The organism is Pseudomonas sp. SDO5271_S396 (assembly GCF_054071795.1).
Window position 1 is genome coordinate 17,218 of sequence record NZ_JBSVWB010000044.1, and the last position, 20,074, is coordinate 37,291.

Here is a 20,074-nt window from a genome sequence, read left to right on the forward strand (position 1 = left end):
CTTGCCTCAGAAGTTACTTGGGCATCTTGCGAAAGCCGATCGCCAGGCGGTTCCAGCTGTTGATGGTAGCGATGGCCAGGCTCAGGTCCACTTGTTCCTTGGGGCTGAACTCGGCGGCCAGGGTGTCGAAGTCTTCGTCCGGGGCATGGGTCTGGCTGATCAGGGTCAGGCTTTCGGCCCAGGCCAGCGCAGCGCGCTCACGCGGGGTGAAGAACGGGGTTTCACGCCAGGCCGACAGCGTCGCCAGACGACGCTCGGTCTCGCCGCCCTTGCGCGCATCGGTGGTGTGCATGTCGAGGCAGAAGGCACAGCCGTTGATCTGCGACACGCGCAGGCGGATCAGTTCCAACAGCGGCAGCTCGATGGACAGCTTACTGCCGGCGGCCTCAACGGCCATCATGGCTTTCATGGCTTCCGGGGAGGCAACGTAGAAATCGGTACGGGCTTGCATGGCAGTGCTCCAGAACAGTGGGGATTGGTGACTAGGTTAGTCACCGGCCCGTTCGGGAGAAATAGCCAATTCCGGCGAAGAACAGGTAGCCAATCCGCGCCCTTTTCGGGCTCAGCCCGGCAGCGGAATCACCCGCAGCGGCCGCACCGACTTGTAGGAAAAGCTCGAATAGATCTCCTTGACGCAAGGCAGGGTCTGCAACACCTCCCGCGCAAACTCGCCGAAGGACTCAAGGTCCCTGGCCACCACCTCGAGCAGGAAGTCATAGCGCCCCGATACGTTGTGGCACGCCACGATCTCGGGGATTTCCAGCAGGCGCTGTTCAAACGCCCGGGCGATCTCCTGGGTATGGCTTTCCATCATGATGCTGACGAAAGCCGTCACCCCGTAGCCCAGCGCCTTGGGCGACAGAATCGCCTGATACCCGCTGATCACCCCGCTCTCTTCCAGGTTGCGCACCCGCCGCCAGCACGGCGAAGTGGTCAGGGACACGTGCTCGGCCAGTTCGGCCACGGTCAGTCGAGCATTGCCTTGCAGGGCGTTCAGCAGGGCTTTGTCGGTGCGGTCCAGCCGCTCGGGCATGGCTTGCCTCTCTTTATTGTTTTTTGTGGACTTTCATGCCGCCGAGGTGATTTTCGCAGCACATATGGCAACGTTCATCTGCGGTTATGAGCATAGCATTGTAGGAAATAAGGAGCGTCCTACATGAACAATAAACAGCATGCCTTCGGCTTTTCCACCCGCGCCATCCACCACGGCTACGACCCCAAGGACCACCACGGCGCTCTCGTGCCGCCGATCTACCTGTCGGCCACCTTTGCTTTCCCTACCGTCGAATACGGCGCCGCGTGTTTTGCCGGTGAAGCCGCCGGCCACTTCTATACGCGTATTTCCAACCCGACCCTGGCGCTGCTCGAATCCCGCATGACGACCCTGGAGAACGGCGAGGCCGCCGTGGCGTTCGGTTCCGGCATGGGCGCGATTGCCGCGACGTTCTGGACCCTGCTGCGCCCGGGCGATGAGGTGATCGTCAGCCAGACCCTCTACGGTTGCACCTTCGCCCTGTTGCACCATGGCCTCGGCGAGTTTGGCATCCGCGTGCGGCATGTCGACCTCAGCGATCTCGACGCCCTCGACCAGGCCCTCTCCCCCGCCACCCGCCTGGTGTATTTCGAAACCCCGGCCAACCCCAACCTGCAACTGGTGGATATCGCCGCGGTGGCCGAACGGGCCCATCGCCATCCCGGTGTCACCGTGGTGGTCGACAACACCTACTGCACGCCCTACCTGCAACGCCCCCTGGACCTGGGCGCCGATGTGGTGGTGCACTCGGCCACCAAGTACCTGAGCGGCCATGGCGATATCACCGCCGGCATCGCCGTGGCCAGCCAGGCCCTGGCCCAGCGCATTCGCCTGCAAGGGCTCAAGGACCTGACCGGCGCGGTGCTGTCGCCCCAGGATGCGGCCCTGTTGATGCGCGGGCTTAAGACCCTGGCCCTGCGCATGGACCGCCATTGCAGCAATGCCCTGGCCGTGGCGCAGGCCTTGCAAGCGCACCCGGCCGTGGCTCAGGTCATCTACCCGGGGCTGCGTTCTTTCGCGCAGTATGAATTGGCCACGCGGCAGATGCGCCTGCCCGGCGGCATGATCGCCTTCGAACTCAAGGGCGGCATCGACACGGGACGACGCTTCATGAACGCGCTCAAACTGTTCAGCCGCGCCGTCAGCCTGGGGGACGCCGAATCCCTGGCCCAGCACCCGGCGAGCATGACCCATTCCAGCTACACCCCGCAGGAGCGCGCGGCGCACGGCATCAGTGAAGGGTTGGTGCGGCTGTCGGTGGGGCTGGAGGATGTCGCCGACCTGCTGGCCGACGTGCAGCAAGCCCTGGCCAGATGCACCCGGACCGCGCCGCGCCGTGCGCCGAGCACCGCCCACGCATTGAAATAGCGCTCAAGCACGCCCCTCTCCCGCCACGGCGGTCGGACAGGTCCGACCGCCGTTATGTCGTTTTAATCTATTTTTTTAGCAATTGGATCCCCATCCTGCCGCCAGGCTGTACTAGCATACGTGCCGACGGGACGTGTTATCACTGTGGGTTATTCAGCCTGATTATTTATATAGATCCCGTTGTTATAACGTTGAATACCTGCACTCGAAATTCATGGACGAACTGATGAACTCACACCTGTTCCCACATATAGGCAAGGTCATCGCCAGCACTGGCAGTCGCCATTTCCCACGTATGCTGCATGACCTGATCCTCACACAACTGGCAGTGGACGCCACGCACATCACACAGCTGCAAGTGAGTTCCGCAGGCCATACCCGCCGCAAGATCAGCCCGGTCTACACCGATTCGGTAGTGGCCATGGGCGAAGAACAGCCGGCGGCGCAATTGCACCTGACCCGCCGCAAGGACGATGTGCGTTATGTGCTGTCGGTGTATCGCTCGCACCAGTCGCAAAGCTTCTCGCCGCAGGAGCGCAGCATGCTGCAGGACTTCTCCACCATGCTGTTGCCCCTGGTGGAAAAACACATCACCGCCCTGCAGCCCTGCCGCAGCGAAAACGATACGACAACCCCGCAAAGCCAGGGCCTCGACACCCTGCGCCGGCGCATCGAGGAACGCCTGGTGCAGTCGGGCCTGACCCTGTCCAACCGTGAGCTGGAGGTGTGCGTGGGCCTGCTGGCCGGACGCACCGCGCCGGAGTTGGCCGAGCAGTTGGCGTTGAAGGTCAACACGATTGAAAGCTACCTCAAACGCGCGGCGATCAAGCTGGGGATCAGCGGGCGGCATTCATTGCTGCGCTGGATGTATTCCACCGACGAAACCACCCGTCTTTAAGGCCACGCCACTCTAAAAAGTCAATGTGGGAGCGAGCCCGCTCCCACATTGACTCTCCAGTGTCCGGAAGCAATCAATCGCGGGCCAGCGCCTCGATCGGATCCAGTCGCGCCGCATTCCGCGCGGGCACGAAGCCGAACACAATGCCGATCATTGTCGAACAGGCAAACGCCGTGATGATCGAGCCCAGGGAAAACACCATCTCCCACTCCTTCACGAACAACGAAAACAGATAACCGATGGCGAATGACAGCGAGATGCCGATCATTCCGCCGATCAGGCACACCATCACCGCCTCCACCAGAAACTGCTGGCGGATATCCGACTGCCGTGCCCCCACCGCCATGCGAATGCCGATTTCACGGGTGCGCTCGGTAACCGACACCAACATGATGTTCATCACCCCGATACCGCCCACCAGCAGCGAAATCACCGCGATCAGCGACAGCAGCAACGCCAGGGAGCGGCTGGTTTTCTGCACCGTCTGCATGATGCTGTCGAGGTTGTTGGTAAAGAAGTCCTTGGTGCCATGGCGTTGCAGCATCAGCTTGTTGACGTTGTCTTCCACCACCTTGCTCGGCTGACCATCCTTGATCCGCACGGTGATGCTGTCCAAATGGCGCTGCCCCAGCAGACGCCCCGCCGCCGTCTCGTAAGGCACCCACACGTTCAGCGCCTTGCTGGCGGCAAACATGTTCTTGTTGTCCGCCGTCACCCCGATCACCGTGCACGGCAGGTTGCCCACCAGGATCACCTGGCCCAGCGGGTCGACGTTCGGGCCGAACAGGCGCTGGCGCGCGTTGTGGTCGATCACCACCACCTGGGCCTGACGCCGCGCATCGCTTTCGCTGAAAGTGATTCCGGCCTCCATCTTCAAGCCTTTGACCTTGAAGTAACGGTCGCTCACGCCATTCACCTGGGCGTCCAGGTCGATATTGCCAAAGCGCAGCAACAGGTTGCGGCCCACCACCGGGGTGGCGCTGTCGACGTAATACAGCTGGTTCAGCGCGTCCACGTCCGAAGGCATCAGGGTCTCGATGGCCGAGGCGCGGCTGTCGCCAAAACTGGTGCCGGAAAAGATATCGATGGTGTTGCTGCCAATCGCCTGGATGTCCTTGAGCACATAACGCTTGGCCCCTTCGCCGATGGCCGAGATCGACACCACCGACGTGATGCCGATCACAATGCCCAGCATGGTCAGCAAGGTGCGCATGCGGTGGGACACCAGTGCGACCCAGGCCATGTTGAACGCTTCCTTGAACAGCCCCAGGCTGGCCACCAGACGACGGGCGCCGCTGCGCTTGGGCTCGATGGGCGCTTCGCCGGGCAGCTCCAGGCCGACGCTGTCGTTGGCCTTGTCACTGACGATCTCGCCGTCGCACACCTCGACGATACGCTGGGCATTGGCCGCCACCTTGGGGTCGTGGGTGACGATAATCACCGTGTGCCCGGCGGCGTGCAGCTCGGCAAGGATGCGCATGACTTCCTTGCCGCTGTGGGTATCGAGGGCGCCGGTGGGTTCGTCGGCGAGGATCACTTCGCCGCCGTTCATCAAGGCGCGGGCGATACTCACCCGCTGCTGCTGCCCACCGGACAACTGGCTGGGCCGGTGGGTGGTGTGCCCGGCCAGGCCCAGCCGTGCCAGCAATTCCCGCGCCCGCCCATGCCGCGCGCTTTCCGGTGTACCGGCATAGATCGCCGGCATTTCCACGTTGTGCAACGCGCTCAAGTGCGCCAGCAAGTGGTAACGCTGGAAGATGAAGCCGAAGTAGTCGCGGCGCAACTCGGCCAGCTGTTCATCGCCCAGTGACCGGGTTTCGATGCCGTTGATCTTGTAGCTGCCGGCGGTGGCGTAATCCAGGCCGCCGAGAATGTTCATCAGAGTCGACTTGCCCGACCCCGACGCCCCGATGATCGCGACCATTTCCCCGGCCTGAATACTCAGGTCGATGCCCTTGAGCGCAATGAACTCGCGCTCGCCGGCCATGAAACTGCGGGTGATGCCCTTGAGTTCCAACAGTGGCTGGCTCATCCGTCAGTTCCCCGCCACAGCGGGCATTGCGTCGCCGATCACCACCTTGTCGCCTTCAACCAAGCCCTCCAGGATCTGCACCTTGACGTTGTTATTGATACCGGTCTTCACCTCGCGGGACACCGCCTTGCCCTTGGCATCCAGGACCCGCACCGGGTAGCTGCCGTCGTTGTTGCGCGCCCCCAATGCCGCCACCGGCACCATCAACGCGGCCTGGGCGGTGTCGAGCACGATGCGCACCTGGGCCGTCATCGCGATACGCAGGCGGTGGTCCGGGTTGGGCACGTCGAACAACGCGTTGTAGAACACCGCCGTGTTCTGCTTGGGCGTACCGGCGGTCTGGGTCTCGAGGAAATTCTGCGGCGCCGGCTCGGTGCCGCGCAGCTTGGCGTAGTAGCGTTTGTCGGCCTCCCCCAGAATGGTGAAATACACCTGCTGGCCGGGGCTGATGTGAATCACGTCGGCCTCCGACACCTGGGCCTTGACGGTCATGGTGTCCAGGTCCGCCAGCTTGAGCAGCACCGGCGCCAGTTGGTTGGCGATCACGGTCTGGCCTTCCTGGGTGACGATGCCGACCACATCGCCGTCGATGGGCGCGACGATGCGGGTGTAGGCCAGGTTGACCTTGGCGGTGTCGATCTGGATATGCGCGCTCTTGATCTGTGCATCCAGAGACAGCAGATTGGCCTGCTGCACCTGGAAGTTCGATTCCGCGTCCTCGAAGTCCTGGCGCGACACCGACTCATCGATCTGCAAGCCCTTGTAGCGCTCGTATACCGAGCGGGCCTGCTTGAGTTGCGCGGCCGTGGCGCGGCGTTGGGCCTGGAGGTTTTCTTCGTCGACCTGGGCTTTGCGCAGGGTGTTCTGCAGGACCAGAGGGTCGATTTCGGCCAGCCATTGGCCTTTCTTGACCTTGTCGCCGACCTTGACCTTGAGGGATTTGAGCTGGCCGGAGACTTGGGCGCCGACGTCGACCTGTTTGACGCCTTCGAGCAGGCCGGTGGCCAGGACGGCGTTTTCGATGTCACCGCGCTCGGCGGTGGCGGTGAGGTATTGGGGGGCGTCGGCGGGGGCCTGGACCGTGTAGATGAGTAGGCCAACGGCTACGGCTAATACCGTTAGCATTCCCAGTTTGCGTAACTTTGACTTTTCCATGGATGGCCTTTGATCGAGTACATATCCGTTATTTGGGTAACGGCTGATAAGGGTTCCGCCCTTACGGCGGGTCACTTTTGGAAAAGAGCCGGAATGCCGGCCCAGCCAAAAGTAACCAAAAGGGCTCTTGCACCAACACTCGGCACCTCGCTCGGGCTCGGTGTACCCGTAATCCGACGGGAATTCGGGCCGGCGTGCTTGATGGGGCGCCTCAGATCAAAAGCAAGATCAAAAGCCAGAGCACGGCGGCCTGAGAGCCGGCCTGAGTGGTGAAAAGCGCACGCGCTTGTCTGTGGGAGCTGGCTTGCCTGCGATGCAGTCACCTCGGAACACCAGACAAACCCAGTGGATGCCATCGCAGGCAAGCCAGCTCCCACAGGGCGGTGTACACCAGACCCGCTTTTGATCTGCTCTTGATCTGCTTTTGATCTTGAGCGCCCCGTCAAACACGCTGGCCGAACGCAGGCTTGAATCCGTGGGCAACCCGGCAGGACGCCGGGTTAGCCGCCCCGCGCCAGGGATGGCGCGTGGCGGCGGCCCACGGATTCAAGCCTGCGTTCGGGCACACCGAGCCACGGCGAGGTGCCGAGTGGTGGGGCAAGAGCGTTTTGCTTACTTTTGCGCTTTTCAAAAGTGAGCCGCTGTAAGAGCGGAACCCTAAGTGGCCGTTACCGCAGCAACGGATATGTACTCGATCAAAATCAATCACGAACCGGCACCGCCCGAATCACCGCCCTCGGCCCACTCCCCGGAATCGCCTTCTCCACCGAAGGCAACTGCGGCGCCTGCACATCCGGCAACGCCCAGCTGTGTTCCGGCTGCAACCCCGCCTGCGAGCGCCGCATGAATTCATACCGGTTCAACGTAATACTGCGCCCCGCCCCACTGTCCCGAATGATGTAAGGCCGCAAAAACACCATCAGGTTGGTCTTGTTCACGCTGCGCCGTTCATTGCGAAACAACGCCCCCAAGCCCGGGATCTCCGACAGCCATGGCACCGCGTCATTGCTCTGGCTGTAGCCGTCCTGCAGCAACCCGCCCAGCACCATGATCTGCCCGTCATCGAGCAGGATGCTGGTGTCGATCGCCCGTTTGTTGGTGACCGTCCCCGCCTCCACCGACGCCCGTGCGTCCACGCTGCTGACTTCCTGGTAGATATCCAGCTTCACCGTGCCGCCTTCGGAAATCTGCGGGCGGACGTTCAGCTTGAGCCCCACTTCTTCACGCTGCACCGTCTGGAACGGGTTGTTGCTGTTGCCGCCGCCACCGGTCACATAACTGCCGGTGACGAACGGAATGGTCTGGCCCACGAAAATACTCGCCGCTTCGTTGTCCAGCGTCAGCAGGTTGGGCGTGGACAGCACGTTGGTGCCGCCCTTGCTCTTCAACGCGCGGGCCAGCACCTTGAGGTCGAGGACCTTGCCGATGCCAGGGATATCCACCGTGCCCTTGACCACGCCGACGTTCAGCCCGGCCGGCAATACATCGATGCTGGTCTTGCTGGTGGGCGTGGCATTCACACCGCTGCCGCCCAGGTTGGCACCACCGAAGACGCCCTTGCCTGCCAGGTTGCCGGTCTGCCATTGCACACCGAACTCGCTGGCGTCGTCTTCGCCCACTTCCACGATCAGGCTTTCGATCACCACCTGGGCACGGCGCTGGTCAAGCAGGTCGATCACTTCCCGCAGGTTGCGGTACAGCGGGTCCGGTGCGGAAATCAGCAAGGTGTTGGTGGTGGCGTCGGCCTGGATAGTGACCCCGCCGGCGCTGAACGCGGTGTTCTGGTCGCTGGTGGCGCTGGCGTTGCCGGTCGCCGGGCTGCCCGACTGGCCATACCCTGAATACCCCGACTGCACGCCGCTGCCGGTGGGTGTGCCGCTGCTGTTTTGGGGTGTGCTGCTGCCCTGGAGATTCTGGCCGTTGCCGCCCATGCTGCTGAGCTTGCCCCGCGCATCGTCGCTGGCGCCGGACTCGCTTTCGCCGGTGAGCAAGCCGCGCAGCGACTGGGCCAGCTTGCCCGCCTGGGCGTTGCGCAGGTACACCACGTGCATGTTGCTGGGGTTGCTCTGGGCGTTGTCGAGTTTGTAGATCAGGTTGCGCGCCAGTTCCGTGCGCTCGGGACTGCCGGAGCGAATGATGATCGAGTTGGAGCGCGGGTCGCCGACCACGTTGATCTTCTGGGTCTGGTCGGCGCCCTGGGTTTCCAGCAGCTCGGCGACCATTGCGGCGATGTCCACGGCGATGCCGTTCTGCACCTTCACCACATCGGTGTCAATGGCGCTGGGGGTGTCGATGCCGCCGATGATCTGCGCGACCCGCGCGAGGTTTTCCGCGTAGTCGGTTATGACGATGCTGTTGTTGCCCGGGTAGGCATTGATCGGGTTGTTCGGTGAGACGATGGGGCGCAGCACCGGGATCAGGTTCACCGCGTTTTCATATTGCAGGCGAAAGGTGCGGGTCTGCATGCCACTGCTGCCGGGGCTGTTGATCGGGCCACCGAGCAACTTGGCATCGGCCTCGGGCACCACCTGGGCCACGCCGCCCACGTCCACCACGCTGAAGCCTTGCATGCGCAGCGCCGCCAGCAGCATGTCGTAGGCCTGGTGCGCCGGCACCTGGCCTTCGCTGACCAGGGTCAGGTTGCCCTTCACCCGCGGGTCCACCAGGAACTGTTGGCCGGTGGCGCGGGACAATGCGCGCACCACCGCCTGGATGTCCGCATCGACGAAATTGAGTTGCACCGGCTGGTCGCCCAGCGGGTTGCGCGCCTTGATCGGCGCCGGGGCCTGGCTGCGGGCGCTGCTGGTGACCCGGTGTTGTACGGGTGGCGCAGGCGCAGGCGCGCGTTGACGGTCAAGCAGCGTATCGCCGCTGCGGCGGGTGTCGGCCAATGGCTGGCCGAGCTCGCTGTCCACCAGCAGCGGCTTGTGGGCCTCCTGGGTGCTGCACGCACTCAGGGCCAGCATCAGCAGCGGCGCGACCTTGCGAAAAGGGGGAACTGACCACTTCATGAAGCTTCCTTAGCGCCAGGCGCCTGATCCATGCGAACGGTCCCGGACACGGTGCCGGCCGAGTTATCAACGGCATCCACGGCACGCTGCAAACGTGCTTCGGACACCTCCAGGGAAAACGAACGGGGGGTTCCCAACAGCCAGCCCACCACCGCATCGGCGGGGGCCTTGTCGAACGCCAGTCGCCAGCCGCCGGAGGCCTGCGCCTGCAACTGGTAATGCCCTTGCAGACCGGCACCGTCGAGGGCCTGGCGCAGCGCGCGTTCATCCGCCTGGCGCGGCGCGGCCACGTCCTGCAATAACACCAGCAAGGCTTCGGCCTGGGAGCGCAACCGGGGCGTCTCGGCTTGCCAGTAATCGATCTTTTTCAAAGCAGGCTGGACCAGCACCAGCCAAGTCAACAGGCCCGCCAGCACCAGACCCGCCCCCATCACCATGCGTTGTTCACGCAAGGCCAGGCCAGCCCATAACAGCCGGGCCTGGCTGCGTGCCCGTTGCCACTTATTCATCGACGGCCTCCGGGGTATCCGTGGCCTGCGCCGGGCCGATGGACCAGCCGTGGTCTTCGCGCGTGGCGATAAACCCGGCCTGGGCCAGAGCAGCCTGCCATTCACCTTCGACGGCAGGGTTGCGACTGTCTGCCAGCAACGCCAGATGCAGACGACCCTGTTCGAAGGTCAGGTGGTCGACACTGCCGACCATGAACGGCAGGTTGCTGCCCGCCAGTTGCAACAGGCTGATGAAGCGCTGGCCGGGATCCCCCGCCACCCCGCTCTGCCGCGCCGCCAGTTGCTGACGGGCCTGCTGCAACGGATTGAGGACCACCGGCAGTTCCGGGAAGGCCTGCCGCACTTGCTGGCTCATCAGCGCCTTGAGTCGCTGTCCCTCGTCCACTTGCCGGGCGGCGTAAAGGTTCAGTCCCAGGGACCAGACCGCTACCGCCAGCGCCACACAGGCCAGCGCACGCCCCCAACCGGCGCTGGCTGGTTGAGGCAGACGCCCGTGCAAGCTCCAGGCGGGCACCACGCCATTCCAGCGCTGCGCGGCTTCGACCTGCGGGGTGTCCAGAGCTGGCACGCCCAATGGGTGCACAGTGCCTTGTTGCAGGCTGTCGCGCGTCAGCCAGAACCCGTCTTCCAGAGTGCTCGCGCCCACCGGCAAGGCATACGGCGCGGGATACAGGCCGCGCAGTTTGATTGGCAATTGCGCCAGCCGCTCCAGCCCGGCCCTGGGCACCCAGGCAACCGCCACCCCGCCATCGCTTTCGCGCGGGCCATGGGCCACGTGCATCTGCTCCAGCGGGCCGAGGATCAATGCCTGGGCGGCGCAGGCCACCGCCGCCGAGGTTTTCGCGGCCGGCAGCGGCGGCAGTTCCAGGCGCGTGAGCAGGCTGTCGCGCGGGTGCAGAAAACACTCCACAGCCAGCGAGGGCCTGCACACCTGCGACAGGCGCGCGCGCCCCTCTTCGACCACCGCGCCGCGCTCCAGCCAGGCGTAGCTGACGTGGCTGTCGGCGGTCAGTTGTTCGAGCAGCGGCAAGCCGATGCGCAAGCGTTTCATACGCCCACCCGCGACCAGATCACGCGGGGCTGGCGGTCTTCAGGGCGATGCAGCAACGCGTCGAGGGTCACGCGCCGCTGTTCGCGTCGGGCCTGGCCCTGCACGCGAAACCACTCGCTGGTAATGCCCACTTGTACCGAGTCCACCGCTACCTGGGGCAAGTGCAGACGGTTGACGAAATCCCCCCGGTTGATGAACCAGTGTCCGCTGTCACGCTCGGCCACCAACCCTTGGGCCTGGGACAGGCTGAGCTGCGGCACCACGGCGCTGAGCACTTCAGCGCTGGCGGTGTTGCCGTTGACCCAGGTCATGCCGGGCAGGACGCTGAAGTAACCCTGCAAGCGATGCAGCAACTGCGGATCGAGCCCCTCGAGGCCGCTCAGATCCTCCACGCTGCGCAGCACCGGGTAGCGCGCAGGCGCGTCGAGCCGGTCGTAAGAGGCAATCACCCGTTGGCTGATGCGTCGGCTCAGCGCCGGAGCGACGCCGATCAGCCGGCACAGCCGTTCGAAACGTTGCAATTGCTCGTTGTCCAGTTGCTGACGGTTGACCAGGTTGCGCAGGTTGAACTTGCCTTGCTCGTCGACGATCCGCGCATCGAACGCGCCGGACTGGGCACGGGCCCAGGGCTGGTCGAGGCGCGTGAGTACCTCATGTTGACGCGCCTCCCAGAGGATCTGCCGGCTGCGCTCGAGGCCGCCCTGCAACACCCATTGGCCCTGCACCCGCGACAGCTCGGCCTCAAGGCCCCGGGTGAAGAGGCTCTGGCGGGTGAGCATGGCGCCCGCCATCACCGCCACCACGGCGGCGATCAACAGCGCGCTGATGATCGCCATGCCGCGCTGCTTCGCCACGCCGGGCGAATACCGTTTCATGGCGCGCCTTACAACTGCCAGGAGCCGATATCGGCATTGACGCCATCACCGTCCGGTTGGCCGTCGGCACCGAGGGAGAACACGTCGACCTCACCGTTCGCGCCCGGGTTGAGGTAGTGATAGGGATGGCCCCAGGGGTCGTTGGGCAAACGGTCGAGGTAGGCGCGCCAGTTGCTGTTCTTCGCGTCCGCCGGGCGCTCGACCAGCACCTTGAGGCCCTGGTTCATGCTCGGGTAACTGCCATGGTCGAGGCGGTACAGCTTGAGGGCTTGCATCAAGCCGCCGATGTCCTGCTTCGCCGCCGTGGCCCGCGCCTGGTCCGGACGATCGAGCACCTTGGGCACCACCATCGCGGCCAGGATCCCGAGGATCACCACCACCACCATGATCTCGATCAGGGTGAAACCGCGCTGGCCGCGAGGGCCTGGCAACCGGGACGTTAGGGGCGCGATATCCATCTCGACATTCCTTGGCTTGAGTGCATTTCGTGGCGCAGTGTTGCAAGAACATATGTCAGTCGTATTGAAAATCCTCGGGTGTTTCGGTCGCCAATCAGTCAACTGCGGGCGCTAGTCTGCGGGCCTGTTTCCGAGCTTCGAGAGCGCCATGGCCGGCCGTCGCAACGCGCAAGGTTTCACCCTGATTGAAGTGCTGGTGGCGCTGGCGATCATCGCCGTGGCCATGGCCGCCGCCGTGCGCGTGGCCGGGTTGATGACCCAGAGCAATGGGTTGTTGCGCGACAAATCCATCGCGTTGCTGGCGGCACACAGCCGCCTGGCGGAGCTGCGTCTGGAAGGCCACCTGCGCAGCGGCAGAAAGATGTTCGACTGCGACCAGGGCCGCCTGAAACTGCGTTGCGAGCAAACCATCAGCGCCGAGGGGCGCCTGTTTCAGGTCACGGTGCAGGTGCTGGACGCCAGCCGCGAGGCGCCGCCCCTGGCCCGCCTGGACACCCAGGTCATGGCCGAGTGAGTCGCGGCAAGGCAGGCCCGTCCGGCAATTTGTCGAGGTTGACGCGCAGCGTTTCACCGCCGCGCTCGATCTGCACCCCATCGCCTTCGATGGCAGTCAAACGCACGCCCGGGCTCAAGCGCTCGCCCACCTGGAAGCTGCGTGGCGCACCGTCATTGAGGCTGAGGATGGCCACCGCGCCCCGCGCGCCCGCCAGCACCCCCGTGACCTTGACCTGCAACGCGGTGGGCACCGTGGAAAACCACTGCAACGCCGGGTTGTCACTGCGCGCTGCCAGTGCCTGCGGGGTGGCCTGGGGCGTATGGGATTCGGCGGACGTCAGCAGCAGCGGCGTCCACACCGCCACGCCGGCCACTGCCGCCAGCAGCCCCAGCGCCTGCACGCCGTGGGCCAGGGTAAAACGAGGGGCGAATGCCATGGTCGGGACCTCCTGTTTGTCCGTCGCACCAGCCTACAGGTCAATTCGCACGCTTTTATTTCACACACTCCCCAGTTCTCCAGGTAGCCCGCGATGAAACAGCAAGGCTTCACCCTGATCGAGTTGATGGTGGTGCTGGTGATCATCGGCATTGCCAGTGCAGCCATCAGCCTGACCATCAAGCCCGACCCGCTGCACCTGTTGCGCAAGGACGCCGAACGCCTCGGCCAACTGCTGCAAGTGGCCCAGGCCGAAGCGCGTGCGGACGGCCGCCCGATCACTTGGCGCGCCGATGCCAAGGGGTTTCGCTTCAACCGCCCGCGCGACGATGGCCAGGGTATGGAAGCCTTCCAGGACGATGCCCAATTGCGCCCGCGCCGCTGGGAAAGCCCGGCGGTGCAGGTGCGGATCGAGCCTCGGCAAACCCTGGTGCTCAATGCCGAATGGATCAGCCCGCCACTGCGGGTGGAGCTGTCGGATGGGCAGCACCGCCTCAGCCTGCAACGGGACAACGCCGGCCTGATGCGCGTAGTGAGCCAGCCATGAGCAGGTCCCAGAAAGGCTTCACCCTGATCGAAGTGATGATCGCGATCCTGTTGATGGCGGTGGTCAGCCTGATCGCCTGGCGCGGCCTTGACAGCGTGACCCGCGCCGACCAGCACTTGCAGGCCAGCGCCGAGCAGACCGAAGTATTGCTGCGCGCGCTGAACCAGTTGCAGCGCGATGTCAGCCTGCGGGCCAGCGTCGAACTGATGGCCCCGCCACCGGCCCCGGATGAAGTGGCCAAGACCGATGGGCTGGCCGCCGTGACCGTGCGCAGTTCCGACAGCAAAGGCTTTCGGCTCGATGTGATTCGCAGCGCGCCACTGGCCGGCGACGGGTTGCAACGGGTGCGCTGGTGGCTCAAGGGCGACAGCCTTTACCGCGCCGTCGCCCCTGCACGGGACCGGTTTCCGTTGCCGGCAGCCAAAGACGGCGTGGAGGTACTGACGGGGGTCAGCGATCTTCAGGTGCGGGTGTGGGAAGCGGGCAAAGGCTGGCGACAGTTGAGCGGCAACCGACGGGAAGACCCCGAAGGGTTGGAGGTCAGCCTGGTGCGGCAGACGCCGCAGGGGATTGAACGCTATCGCCAGGTGCTCGGGCCGTTACGCTAGGCGGGCATGGCTAGCTCAGCAGCACCACGCCGCCCGGCAGCTCGGTGCACTTGGCACCGTAGGCATCGCGAATCAACAACGCGACGCCCGCCAACTGTTGCAGGTTGAACCGCGCCTGCACCCGTCGCCGCCCCAACGCTTTGTTCAGCAGCACCAGCATGCCTGGCCGGTAGCGGTTGATCTCATCGACCACCGTCGCCAGCGTGGCGTTGTCGAACACCAGCACCTGCTCGCGCCAGGCCACCACGGCCTGGGTATCCACGCCCACCGGCTCACCCACACCGGCAGCGCCATAGGTGAGTTGCCGCCCGCTATCGAGGCGCACGGTGCGCCCGGCCACCTCGACCGACAATGAACCTTCGATACAGGTCACACACACCTGGTGGTCCGTGTTGCGCACATTGAAGCGGGCGTGCGCTGCGCTGACCCAGCCCGCGCCGGCCTGGACTTTCAGCGCTTGCGCCGTGCGGGTGACGACTTCCACTTCGCCTTCGAGCAACGTGATCCCTTCGCCGACCCGGCTGATCCGGGTCTGGGTATTGAGTTCCAGGCTCACGCCGTCCGCCAGCAGCACTTGGCGCTGCTCGCCGACCTCGGTGCGGTAGTCCGCCGTCAACCCGGCGAAGCCGCCAGGCACGCCGACGCGCACCATGACCACCGCCGCCGAGGCGGCAATGGCCGCGCCCAGGAAGGCGCGCCGGCCAAACCGGCGCGGCGCCGACAGTTGCTCGACCGCCGGCCCCAGTTGCTGCCACAACACCTTGGCCTGCTCGAACGCCTGGGCATGCGCCGGGCTCTGGGCACACCAGGCACGCAGGGCGTTGGCGTCGGCCACGGTGGCACGACCCGAAGTCAGCAACAGCAGCCAGTCGCGGGCTTCGTCGTGCAGGGGGCCGTTGGTGGTGTCCCGGGTGGAGGGGAAGCTAAAGATATTCAAGCGCGCACATACTCACGGATTTATCAGGGACTCGACACTAAGACGGTTTTCCGGCCCCGGGACCGAACCGCTGAATCACTTTTCTTTCCAGACGCTTGGCACAGTGCCCCAGAGCGGCCTTGATTTCCTTCTCGACCATGCGCGTGGAGATGCCGAAACGCTGGGAAATTTCCAGGTGTGGCGCTTCTTCCAGGCGAGCGGCGATCAGGATCTTGCGCCGACGCGCCGGCAACTCGTAGAGGGCCTTGACCAGGGACTGGATTTCTTTCTGGCCGCTCACCACCCGTGACGGGTCCTGGGCTTCGTCGGCGCTTTGCAGCAGCTCTTCGACTTCGCTGCCGGTGAGCAAGCGCGCATCGGCCTGGCGGCGGTCGGCGGCAATGTTCAAGGCCATGCGATACAGGTAGGCATTGGGTTGTGCCAGGTTCGGCGGCATTTCCATGCGGTCGACCCGCAGGTAGGTTTCATGCAGGACATCGTTGGCCAGGTCCTCCGAGCCCAGGCGCTTGCGCAGCCGCACCTTGAAGTCCTGGTACGACGCCAGGAACAGACTGACCATCGTACTGTGCCCGGTCTCTTTCATCCGTCCGAGCCTCCGTTCCCTGCTGTGCATTCCATGCGCATTCCTGTTGTGTCAGGCATCAAAAGTAAAGTCACCGGCTGGCGCAGCGAACTGGGAGCCGGGCGTTCGACCCGTGCAGCCCCCAGCCTGCGGACCAATGCTTCATCGCGTTGTTCGTCACCGGTGGAACTGACCAGCCGGCTGTGTTCGATCACGCCATCACGGTTGACCCACACCTGCACCAGCGCGCGAAAACTGCCGGGGCGGGTCAGTGGCGAACCGCACAGGCTGGTCTCGACGGCGTGCTGCAAGGCCGTGGCGTAGCTGTTGTTGATCCGTGCCGTCGCCCCTCGTGTCGGCGCCGACCGGCTGACGTCAGGCACTTGCAAGGTGAACGCATCGCTGCGCGCATAACGGGCCATCAGGCCACTCCCTGTCAGCAACATCGCCAAGGCCTCTTGCGCCGTGAAGCGCCCGTGCACCCCGATGGAGCGCCGTCCGCGTGTGAGCTCGCGGTCCACCAGCACCGCCATGCCGGTGGCACGGCTGTAGGCTTGCAGGGCGTGCTCCAGGTCCTGGGCGGGCAGGTCCAGCATCAGGTCAGTCTCTGCCTGCGCGACGCGACCGCCGACCAGCAGCAACAGCAAGACCAGGGCACATGCGACATGCCTCCAGGCGCCTTTCTTATCCCCTGCTCTGCATCGCTGCACGGCCGACGCGTCCTAGAAAACCGTCATCCTGAGGCCAGTTTATGAACCTGATGTTACGGTGATGGCAAAAAAAAGATCACGCTGTCGACATGCCCGCTGCACTACACTTTCCAGCCTTACCGGCCCACTTCCCAGGGCCTGCCAGGAGGCCTCGATGATGCGGTTCCCGACCCTTGCCAGCCTGTTGCTGTGCACTGCCCTGCCCTTGTTCGCCCACGCCGAAAGCACGGCCAGCGGCTGTGCCGAAGTCACCGTGGACGGTTACAAGGCGCCCGACTATGGTTGCCTGAGCCAACAGATGGGCAGCAGCCCGGAAGCGACCAAAGCTGCGCAAAAAAACCGCGAAGCCCGACAAATCCCTGTGGAAAAACGCCCGCCCAACAGCGTCGGCCTGTCCACGCCGGCGGCGACCAGCATTCGCATGGGCAATACCTTCGGCAATGCGGTCAAGCCACAGCGGCCTTGAGGCTTTTGACGGATTTTTCATCTCATGGCGTCTATGATCGCCACCTTCGTTGGGGAGTAACCGGCTTCTGACCCGCTCAGAAGCGTTCGTATCAACATATTCGGCAACCTGCCGTGGTGCGAACACCGTTGTGGTTGGTGAGACCAGCGACATATCCATGCCTGAAGTCGGGCGTGTGGGTGTGTCGTTGACTCATGCAGCCCGACTGGAAACCTTGCCGTGAACCCCATTTCTCTGATCCTGCTCGCCCTTGCCATGTCCACGGATGCCTTCGCGGCCGCCATCGGCAAAGGCTCCAGCCTGCACAAACCACGCCTTGCCGAAGCCTTGCGCGCCGGTCTGATCTTCGGCGTGATCGAAGCCATCACGCCGATGATCGGCTGGGCTATCGGCCATGCCGCCACCCGCTGGGTAGAGCATTGGGACCACTGGATCGCCTTCACCCTGCTGGTGGGGCTCGGCCTGCACATGATCTACAACGGCTTCAAGACCGATGACGAAGAAGCCGAACCGCCGACCCGCCATTCCTTCCTGATCCTGGCCGTCACGGCCTTCGCCACCAGTATCGACGCCCTCGCGGTGGGCGTGGGCCTGGCATTCGTCGACGTGAATATCCTGGTGGCCGCCGCCGCCATCGGCCTGGCGACCATGACCATGGTCACCCTCGGCATGATGCTCGGCCGCGTGCTCGGCACGGTGGTAGGCAAGCGCGCCGAAATGGTCGGCGGCGTAGTGCTGATGCTGGTGGGTGCGACGATTTTGTATGAGCACCTGTCGGCGTAACCAGGCCCATTGCCTGCCTTGAAATTTCCCCGATGGGCGCCTACCGTCGTCACGCGGTCGGCGCCTCGTGCCCCATCAACCGAGCACACCCGTACAAGCCCGGTGCCGGGTTTGGCGCAATAGTGACGCCCAGACTTTTTTGCCCACTTTCAAGGAGATGTTCATGAGCACTTTCGTTGCCAAAGACGGTACCCGGATCTATTTCAAGGACTGGGGCAGCGGCAAGCCCGTGCTGTTCAGCCATGGCTGGCCACTGGATGCCGACATGTGGGAATACCAGATGGAATACCTGAGCAGCCGCGGCTACCGCACCATCGCCTTCGACCGCCGTGGCTTTGGCCGCTCGGACCAGCCCTGGACCGGCAACGACTACGACACCTTCGCCGACGACATCGCCCAACTGATCGAACACCTGGACCTCAAGGACGTGACCCTGGTGGGCTTCTCCATGGGCGGCGGCGACGTGGCCCGCTACATCGGCCGCCACGGCAGCGCACGGGTCGCCGGCCTGGTGTTGCTCGGCGCAGTCACGCCGATCTTCGGCCAGAAAGATGATTACCCCCAGGGCGTGCCGCTCGATGTGTTCGCCGGTTTCAAGGCCGAGCTGTTGAAGGATCGCGCGCAGTTCATCAGCGATTTCAACGCGCCGTTCTACGGCATCAACAAGGGCCAGGTGGTGTCCGCCGGCGTGCAGACCCAGACCCTGCAAATCGCTCTGCAGGCGTCCCTCAAGTCGACGGTGGACTGCGTCACTGCGTTCTCGGAAACCGACTTCCGCCCGGACATGGCGAAGATCGACGTGCCGACCCTGGTGATCCACGGCGATGCCGACCAGATCGTGCCGTTCGAAACCACCGGCAAGGTGGCCGCCGAGCTGATCAAGGGCGCTGAACTGAAGGTCTACAAGGACGCGCCACACGGCTTCGCCGCCACCCACGCGCAGGCACTGAACGAGGATCTGCTGGCATTTCTCCAGCGCTGATACTCACTCCCCCGTGCCGGCAAACGCCGCGACGATCTCATCGATCACCACCCGCACCCGCGCGGTGTGGCGCAAGTCGGCATGGGTCACCAGCCAGACCTCGTAGGGCAGTGGCCGGGTACGCTCCGGCCACAAACGCACCAAGCCATCCAGCTCGCCGCTGTGTACCGGGATTTCGCCGATGCCAATGCCGGCGGCGATGGAGCGGCGCACCAGCAAGCTGGAACTCAAGGTGGCCACGATGCGCCCACGGCCAATGGGCTCGCAGGCAAGCGACAAGTCCTTGTGTTGTTGCAGATAGGGTTGATAGACCACCAGGTCGTGCCCTTCGAAGAGGCTGCCCGGCTTCGGCGCTCCGTGACGGTCGAGGTAGCCTTGCGCGGCAAACAGCCCCACCGGCCAACGGGCGATACGCCGGGCGATCAGGTCCGGGTTGTCTGGCCGGGTATTGCGCACAGCGATGTCGGCTTCGCGCTTGGCCAGGCTGAGGATTTGCGTCGAGGCGTCCAGTTGCACGCGCACATCCGGGTGCTTGTGGTGCAGGTTGGCGATGGCCGGGATCAGGAAGTCGATGGCCATCGAGTCGGTGGTGCTGACCCGTACAGTGCCGGTCAGGCGGTCGTCCTGGCCTTGTACCTGGCGCTCCAGGTCCAGGGCCGAACGCTCCATTTTTTCCACCGAAAGCAACGCGGCTTCGCCCACGGCGGTGAGCGCGTAGCCTTCGGAGGTACGCAGAAACAACGTGGCGCCCAAGGACTTTTCCAGGGCGTTGATACGCCGGCCAACGGTCGCCTGATCGACCCCCAGCACCCGCGCGGCGCCACGCAACGTCGATTCGCGACACACCGCCAGAAACACCCGTGCATCGTCCCAATTCATGCGCACCTCTCGTGATGCAAAAATGCATCCGTATGACGATAAATCGCAGCATTATTGCATCACAAAACTCCGATAAGCTGGGCACCAGAGAAAATTCCTCAGGATCGCCATCATGCCCATCCCGTCTTCCCGCTACATGAGCTGGCCGTAGTGGCCGTCATCATCGGCACCTTCGCCCCAGGCTCAGTGCCCCTGGCAGGCTTATTGAACCTGCGCCCTGCCCCGCATGCCCAATCGACTTGCCCTGCTGCATAACCGAACCGACTGGAAAAGGTATTT

Annotated in this window: 22 protein-coding genes; 8 read left to right on the forward strand and 14 right to left on the reverse strand. The window is 64.2% G+C overall.

Annotation, left to right across the window (positions count from 1 at the left end; translation table 11 throughout):
* Positions 1-13 precede the first annotated feature (13 nt).
* A complete protein-coding gene (locus ACW9IN_RS23785; RefSeq protein WP_457368112.1) occupies positions 14-451 on the reverse strand; it encodes a carboxymuconolactone decarboxylase family protein in 438 nt (145 codons plus the stop codon).
* Positions 452-562: 111 nt separating this feature from the next.
* Entirely contained in the window at positions 563-1,033 is a 471-nt protein-coding gene (locus tag ACW9IN_RS23790; RefSeq protein ID WP_457368113.1) for an Lrp/AsnC family transcriptional regulator, read from the reverse strand.
* A 123-nt stretch (positions 1,034-1,156) separates the two neighbouring features.
* Between ACW9IN_RS23790 and ACW9IN_RS23795 the strand changes: the two genes are divergently transcribed.
* Together ACW9IN_RS23795 and ACW9IN_RS23800 are read left to right on the forward strand one after the other, a co-directional pair.
* Positions 1,157-2,401 (forward strand): methionine gamma-lyase, encoded by a 1,245-nt coding sequence (locus tag ACW9IN_RS23795; RefSeq protein ID WP_457368114.1) that lies wholly within the window; start codon positions 1,157-1,159, stop codon positions 2,399-2,401.
* A 226-nt stretch (positions 2,402-2,627) separates the two neighbouring features.
* On the forward strand, positions 2,628-3,299 hold the full coding sequence (locus ACW9IN_RS23800) for a helix-turn-helix transcriptional regulator (RefSeq protein WP_457368115.1): 672 nt from the start codon (positions 2,628-2,630) through the stop codon (positions 3,297-3,299).
* Positions 3,300-3,372: 73 nt separating this feature from the next.
* On the opposite strand, the gene ACW9IN_RS23805 is transcribed toward ACW9IN_RS23800, so the two are convergent.
* From ACW9IN_RS23805 to gspG, 7 genes are all read right to left on the reverse strand, one after another.
* Positions 3,373-5,331, reverse strand: coding sequence for a MacB family efflux pump subunit (locus ACW9IN_RS23805; RefSeq protein WP_457368116.1), 1,959 nt, complete (start codon positions 5,329-5,331; stop codon positions 3,373-3,375).
* Between the two features lie 3 nt (positions 5,332-5,334).
* A complete protein-coding gene (macA, locus tag ACW9IN_RS23810) occupies positions 5,335-6,486 on the reverse strand; it encodes a macrolide transporter subunit MacA (RefSeq protein WP_457368117.1) in 1,152 nt (383 codons plus the stop codon).
* A 701-nt stretch (positions 6,487-7,187) separates the two neighbouring features.
* A complete protein-coding gene (gspD, locus tag ACW9IN_RS23815; RefSeq protein WP_457368118.1) occupies positions 7,188-9,497 on the reverse strand; it encodes a type II secretion system secretin GspD in 2,310 nt (769 codons plus the stop codon).
* Positions 9,494-10,006, reverse strand: a complete 513-nt coding sequence (gene gspM / locus ACW9IN_RS23820) for a type II secretion system protein GspM (RefSeq protein ID WP_457368119.1) — start codon at positions 10,004-10,006, stop codon at positions 9,494-9,496. The genes gspD and gspM overlap by 4 nt, the downstream gene beginning before the upstream one ends.
* Positions 9,999-11,057, reverse strand: a complete 1,059-nt coding sequence (gene gspL, locus ACW9IN_RS23825; RefSeq protein ID WP_457368120.1) for a type II secretion system protein GspL — start codon at positions 11,055-11,057, stop codon at positions 9,999-10,001. Before gspL ends, gspM begins: the two co-directional genes overlap by 8 nt.
* Positions 11,054-11,932, reverse strand: coding sequence for a type II secretion system minor pseudopilin GspK (gene gspK / locus ACW9IN_RS23830; RefSeq protein ID WP_457368121.1), 879 nt, complete (start codon positions 11,930-11,932; stop codon positions 11,054-11,056). Before gspK ends, gspL begins: the two co-directional genes overlap by 4 nt.
* A gap of 8 nt (positions 11,933-11,940) precedes the next feature.
* Positions 11,941-12,390, reverse strand: coding sequence for a type II secretion system major pseudopilin GspG (gspG, locus tag ACW9IN_RS23835; protein ID WP_457368122.1), 450 nt, complete (start codon positions 12,388-12,390; stop codon positions 11,941-11,943).
* A 148-nt stretch (positions 12,391-12,538) separates the two neighbouring features.
* On the opposite strand from gspG, the gene gspI reads away from it, so the two are divergent.
* Positions 12,539-12,904, forward strand: a complete 366-nt coding sequence (gene gspI / locus ACW9IN_RS23840) for a type II secretion system minor pseudopilin GspI (protein ID WP_457368123.1) — start codon at positions 12,539-12,541, stop codon at positions 12,902-12,904.
* Here gspI and ACW9IN_RS23845 read toward each other — a convergent pair.
* Positions 12,891-13,322: a type II secretion system protein N gene (locus tag ACW9IN_RS23845; protein ID WP_457368124.1), complete on the reverse strand. Its 432-nt coding sequence runs from the start codon at positions 13,320-13,322 to the stop codon at positions 12,891-12,893. The genes gspI and ACW9IN_RS23845 overlap by 14 nt on opposite strands.
* A 93-nt stretch (positions 13,323-13,415) precedes the next feature.
* Between ACW9IN_RS23845 and gspH the strand changes: the two genes are divergently transcribed.
* Both gspH and ACW9IN_RS23855 read left to right on the forward strand, forming a co-directional pair.
* A complete protein-coding gene (gene gspH, locus ACW9IN_RS23850; protein WP_457368125.1) occupies positions 13,416-13,868 on the forward strand; it encodes a type II secretion system minor pseudopilin GspH in 453 nt (150 codons plus the stop codon).
* Complete coding sequence (locus ACW9IN_RS23855; RefSeq protein WP_457368126.1) at positions 13,865-14,476, forward strand: type II secretion system protein GspJ; 612 nt, start codon at positions 13,865-13,867, stop codon at positions 14,474-14,476. The genes gspH and ACW9IN_RS23855 overlap by 4 nt, the downstream gene beginning before the upstream one ends.
* Before the next feature lie 10 nt (positions 14,477-14,486).
* Here the strand turns inward: ACW9IN_RS23855 and ACW9IN_RS23860 are convergent, their stop codons facing one another.
* The 3 genes from ACW9IN_RS23860 to ACW9IN_RS23870 are packed head-to-tail and all read right to left on the reverse strand — an operon-like array spanning position 14,487 to position 16,622.
* Complete coding sequence (locus tag ACW9IN_RS23860) at positions 14,487-15,413, reverse strand: FecR family protein (RefSeq protein WP_457368127.1); 927 nt, start codon at positions 15,411-15,413, stop codon at positions 14,487-14,489.
* A 37-nt stretch (positions 15,414-15,450) separates the two neighbouring features.
* Positions 15,451-15,996, reverse strand: coding sequence for an RNA polymerase sigma factor (locus tag ACW9IN_RS23865; RefSeq protein WP_457368128.1), 546 nt, complete (start codon positions 15,994-15,996; stop codon positions 15,451-15,453).
* Positions 15,993-16,622, reverse strand: a complete 630-nt coding sequence (locus ACW9IN_RS23870; RefSeq protein ID WP_457368129.1) for a secretin and TonB N-terminal domain-containing protein — start codon at positions 16,620-16,622, stop codon at positions 15,993-15,995. Before ACW9IN_RS23870 ends, ACW9IN_RS23865 begins: the two co-directional genes overlap by 4 nt.
* A 217-nt stretch (positions 16,623-16,839) precedes the next feature.
* Here ACW9IN_RS23870 and ACW9IN_RS23875 point away from each other — a divergent pair, with 217 nt between their 5' ends.
* From ACW9IN_RS23875 to ACW9IN_RS23885, 3 genes are all read left to right on the forward strand, one after another.
* Entirely contained in the window at positions 16,840-17,151 is a 312-nt protein-coding gene (locus ACW9IN_RS23875) for a hypothetical protein (protein WP_457368130.1), read from the forward strand.
* A 219-nt stretch (positions 17,152-17,370) separates the two neighbouring features.
* Positions 17,371-17,934, forward strand: coding sequence for a manganese efflux pump MntP (gene mntP / locus ACW9IN_RS23880; RefSeq protein WP_457368131.1), 564 nt, complete (start codon positions 17,371-17,373; stop codon positions 17,932-17,934).
* 163 nt (positions 17,935-18,097) lie between these two features.
* Entirely contained in the window at positions 18,098-18,916 is an 819-nt protein-coding gene (locus ACW9IN_RS23885; RefSeq protein WP_457368132.1) for an alpha/beta fold hydrolase, read from the forward strand.
* A 3-nt stretch (positions 18,917-18,919) separates the two neighbouring features.
* Here the strand turns inward: ACW9IN_RS23885 and ACW9IN_RS23890 are convergent, their stop codons facing one another.
* On the reverse strand, positions 18,920-19,795 hold the full coding sequence (locus ACW9IN_RS23890) for a LysR family transcriptional regulator (protein ID WP_457368133.1): 876 nt from the start codon (positions 19,793-19,795) through the stop codon (positions 18,920-18,922).
* Between the last annotated feature and the right edge of the window lie 279 nt (positions 19,796-20,074).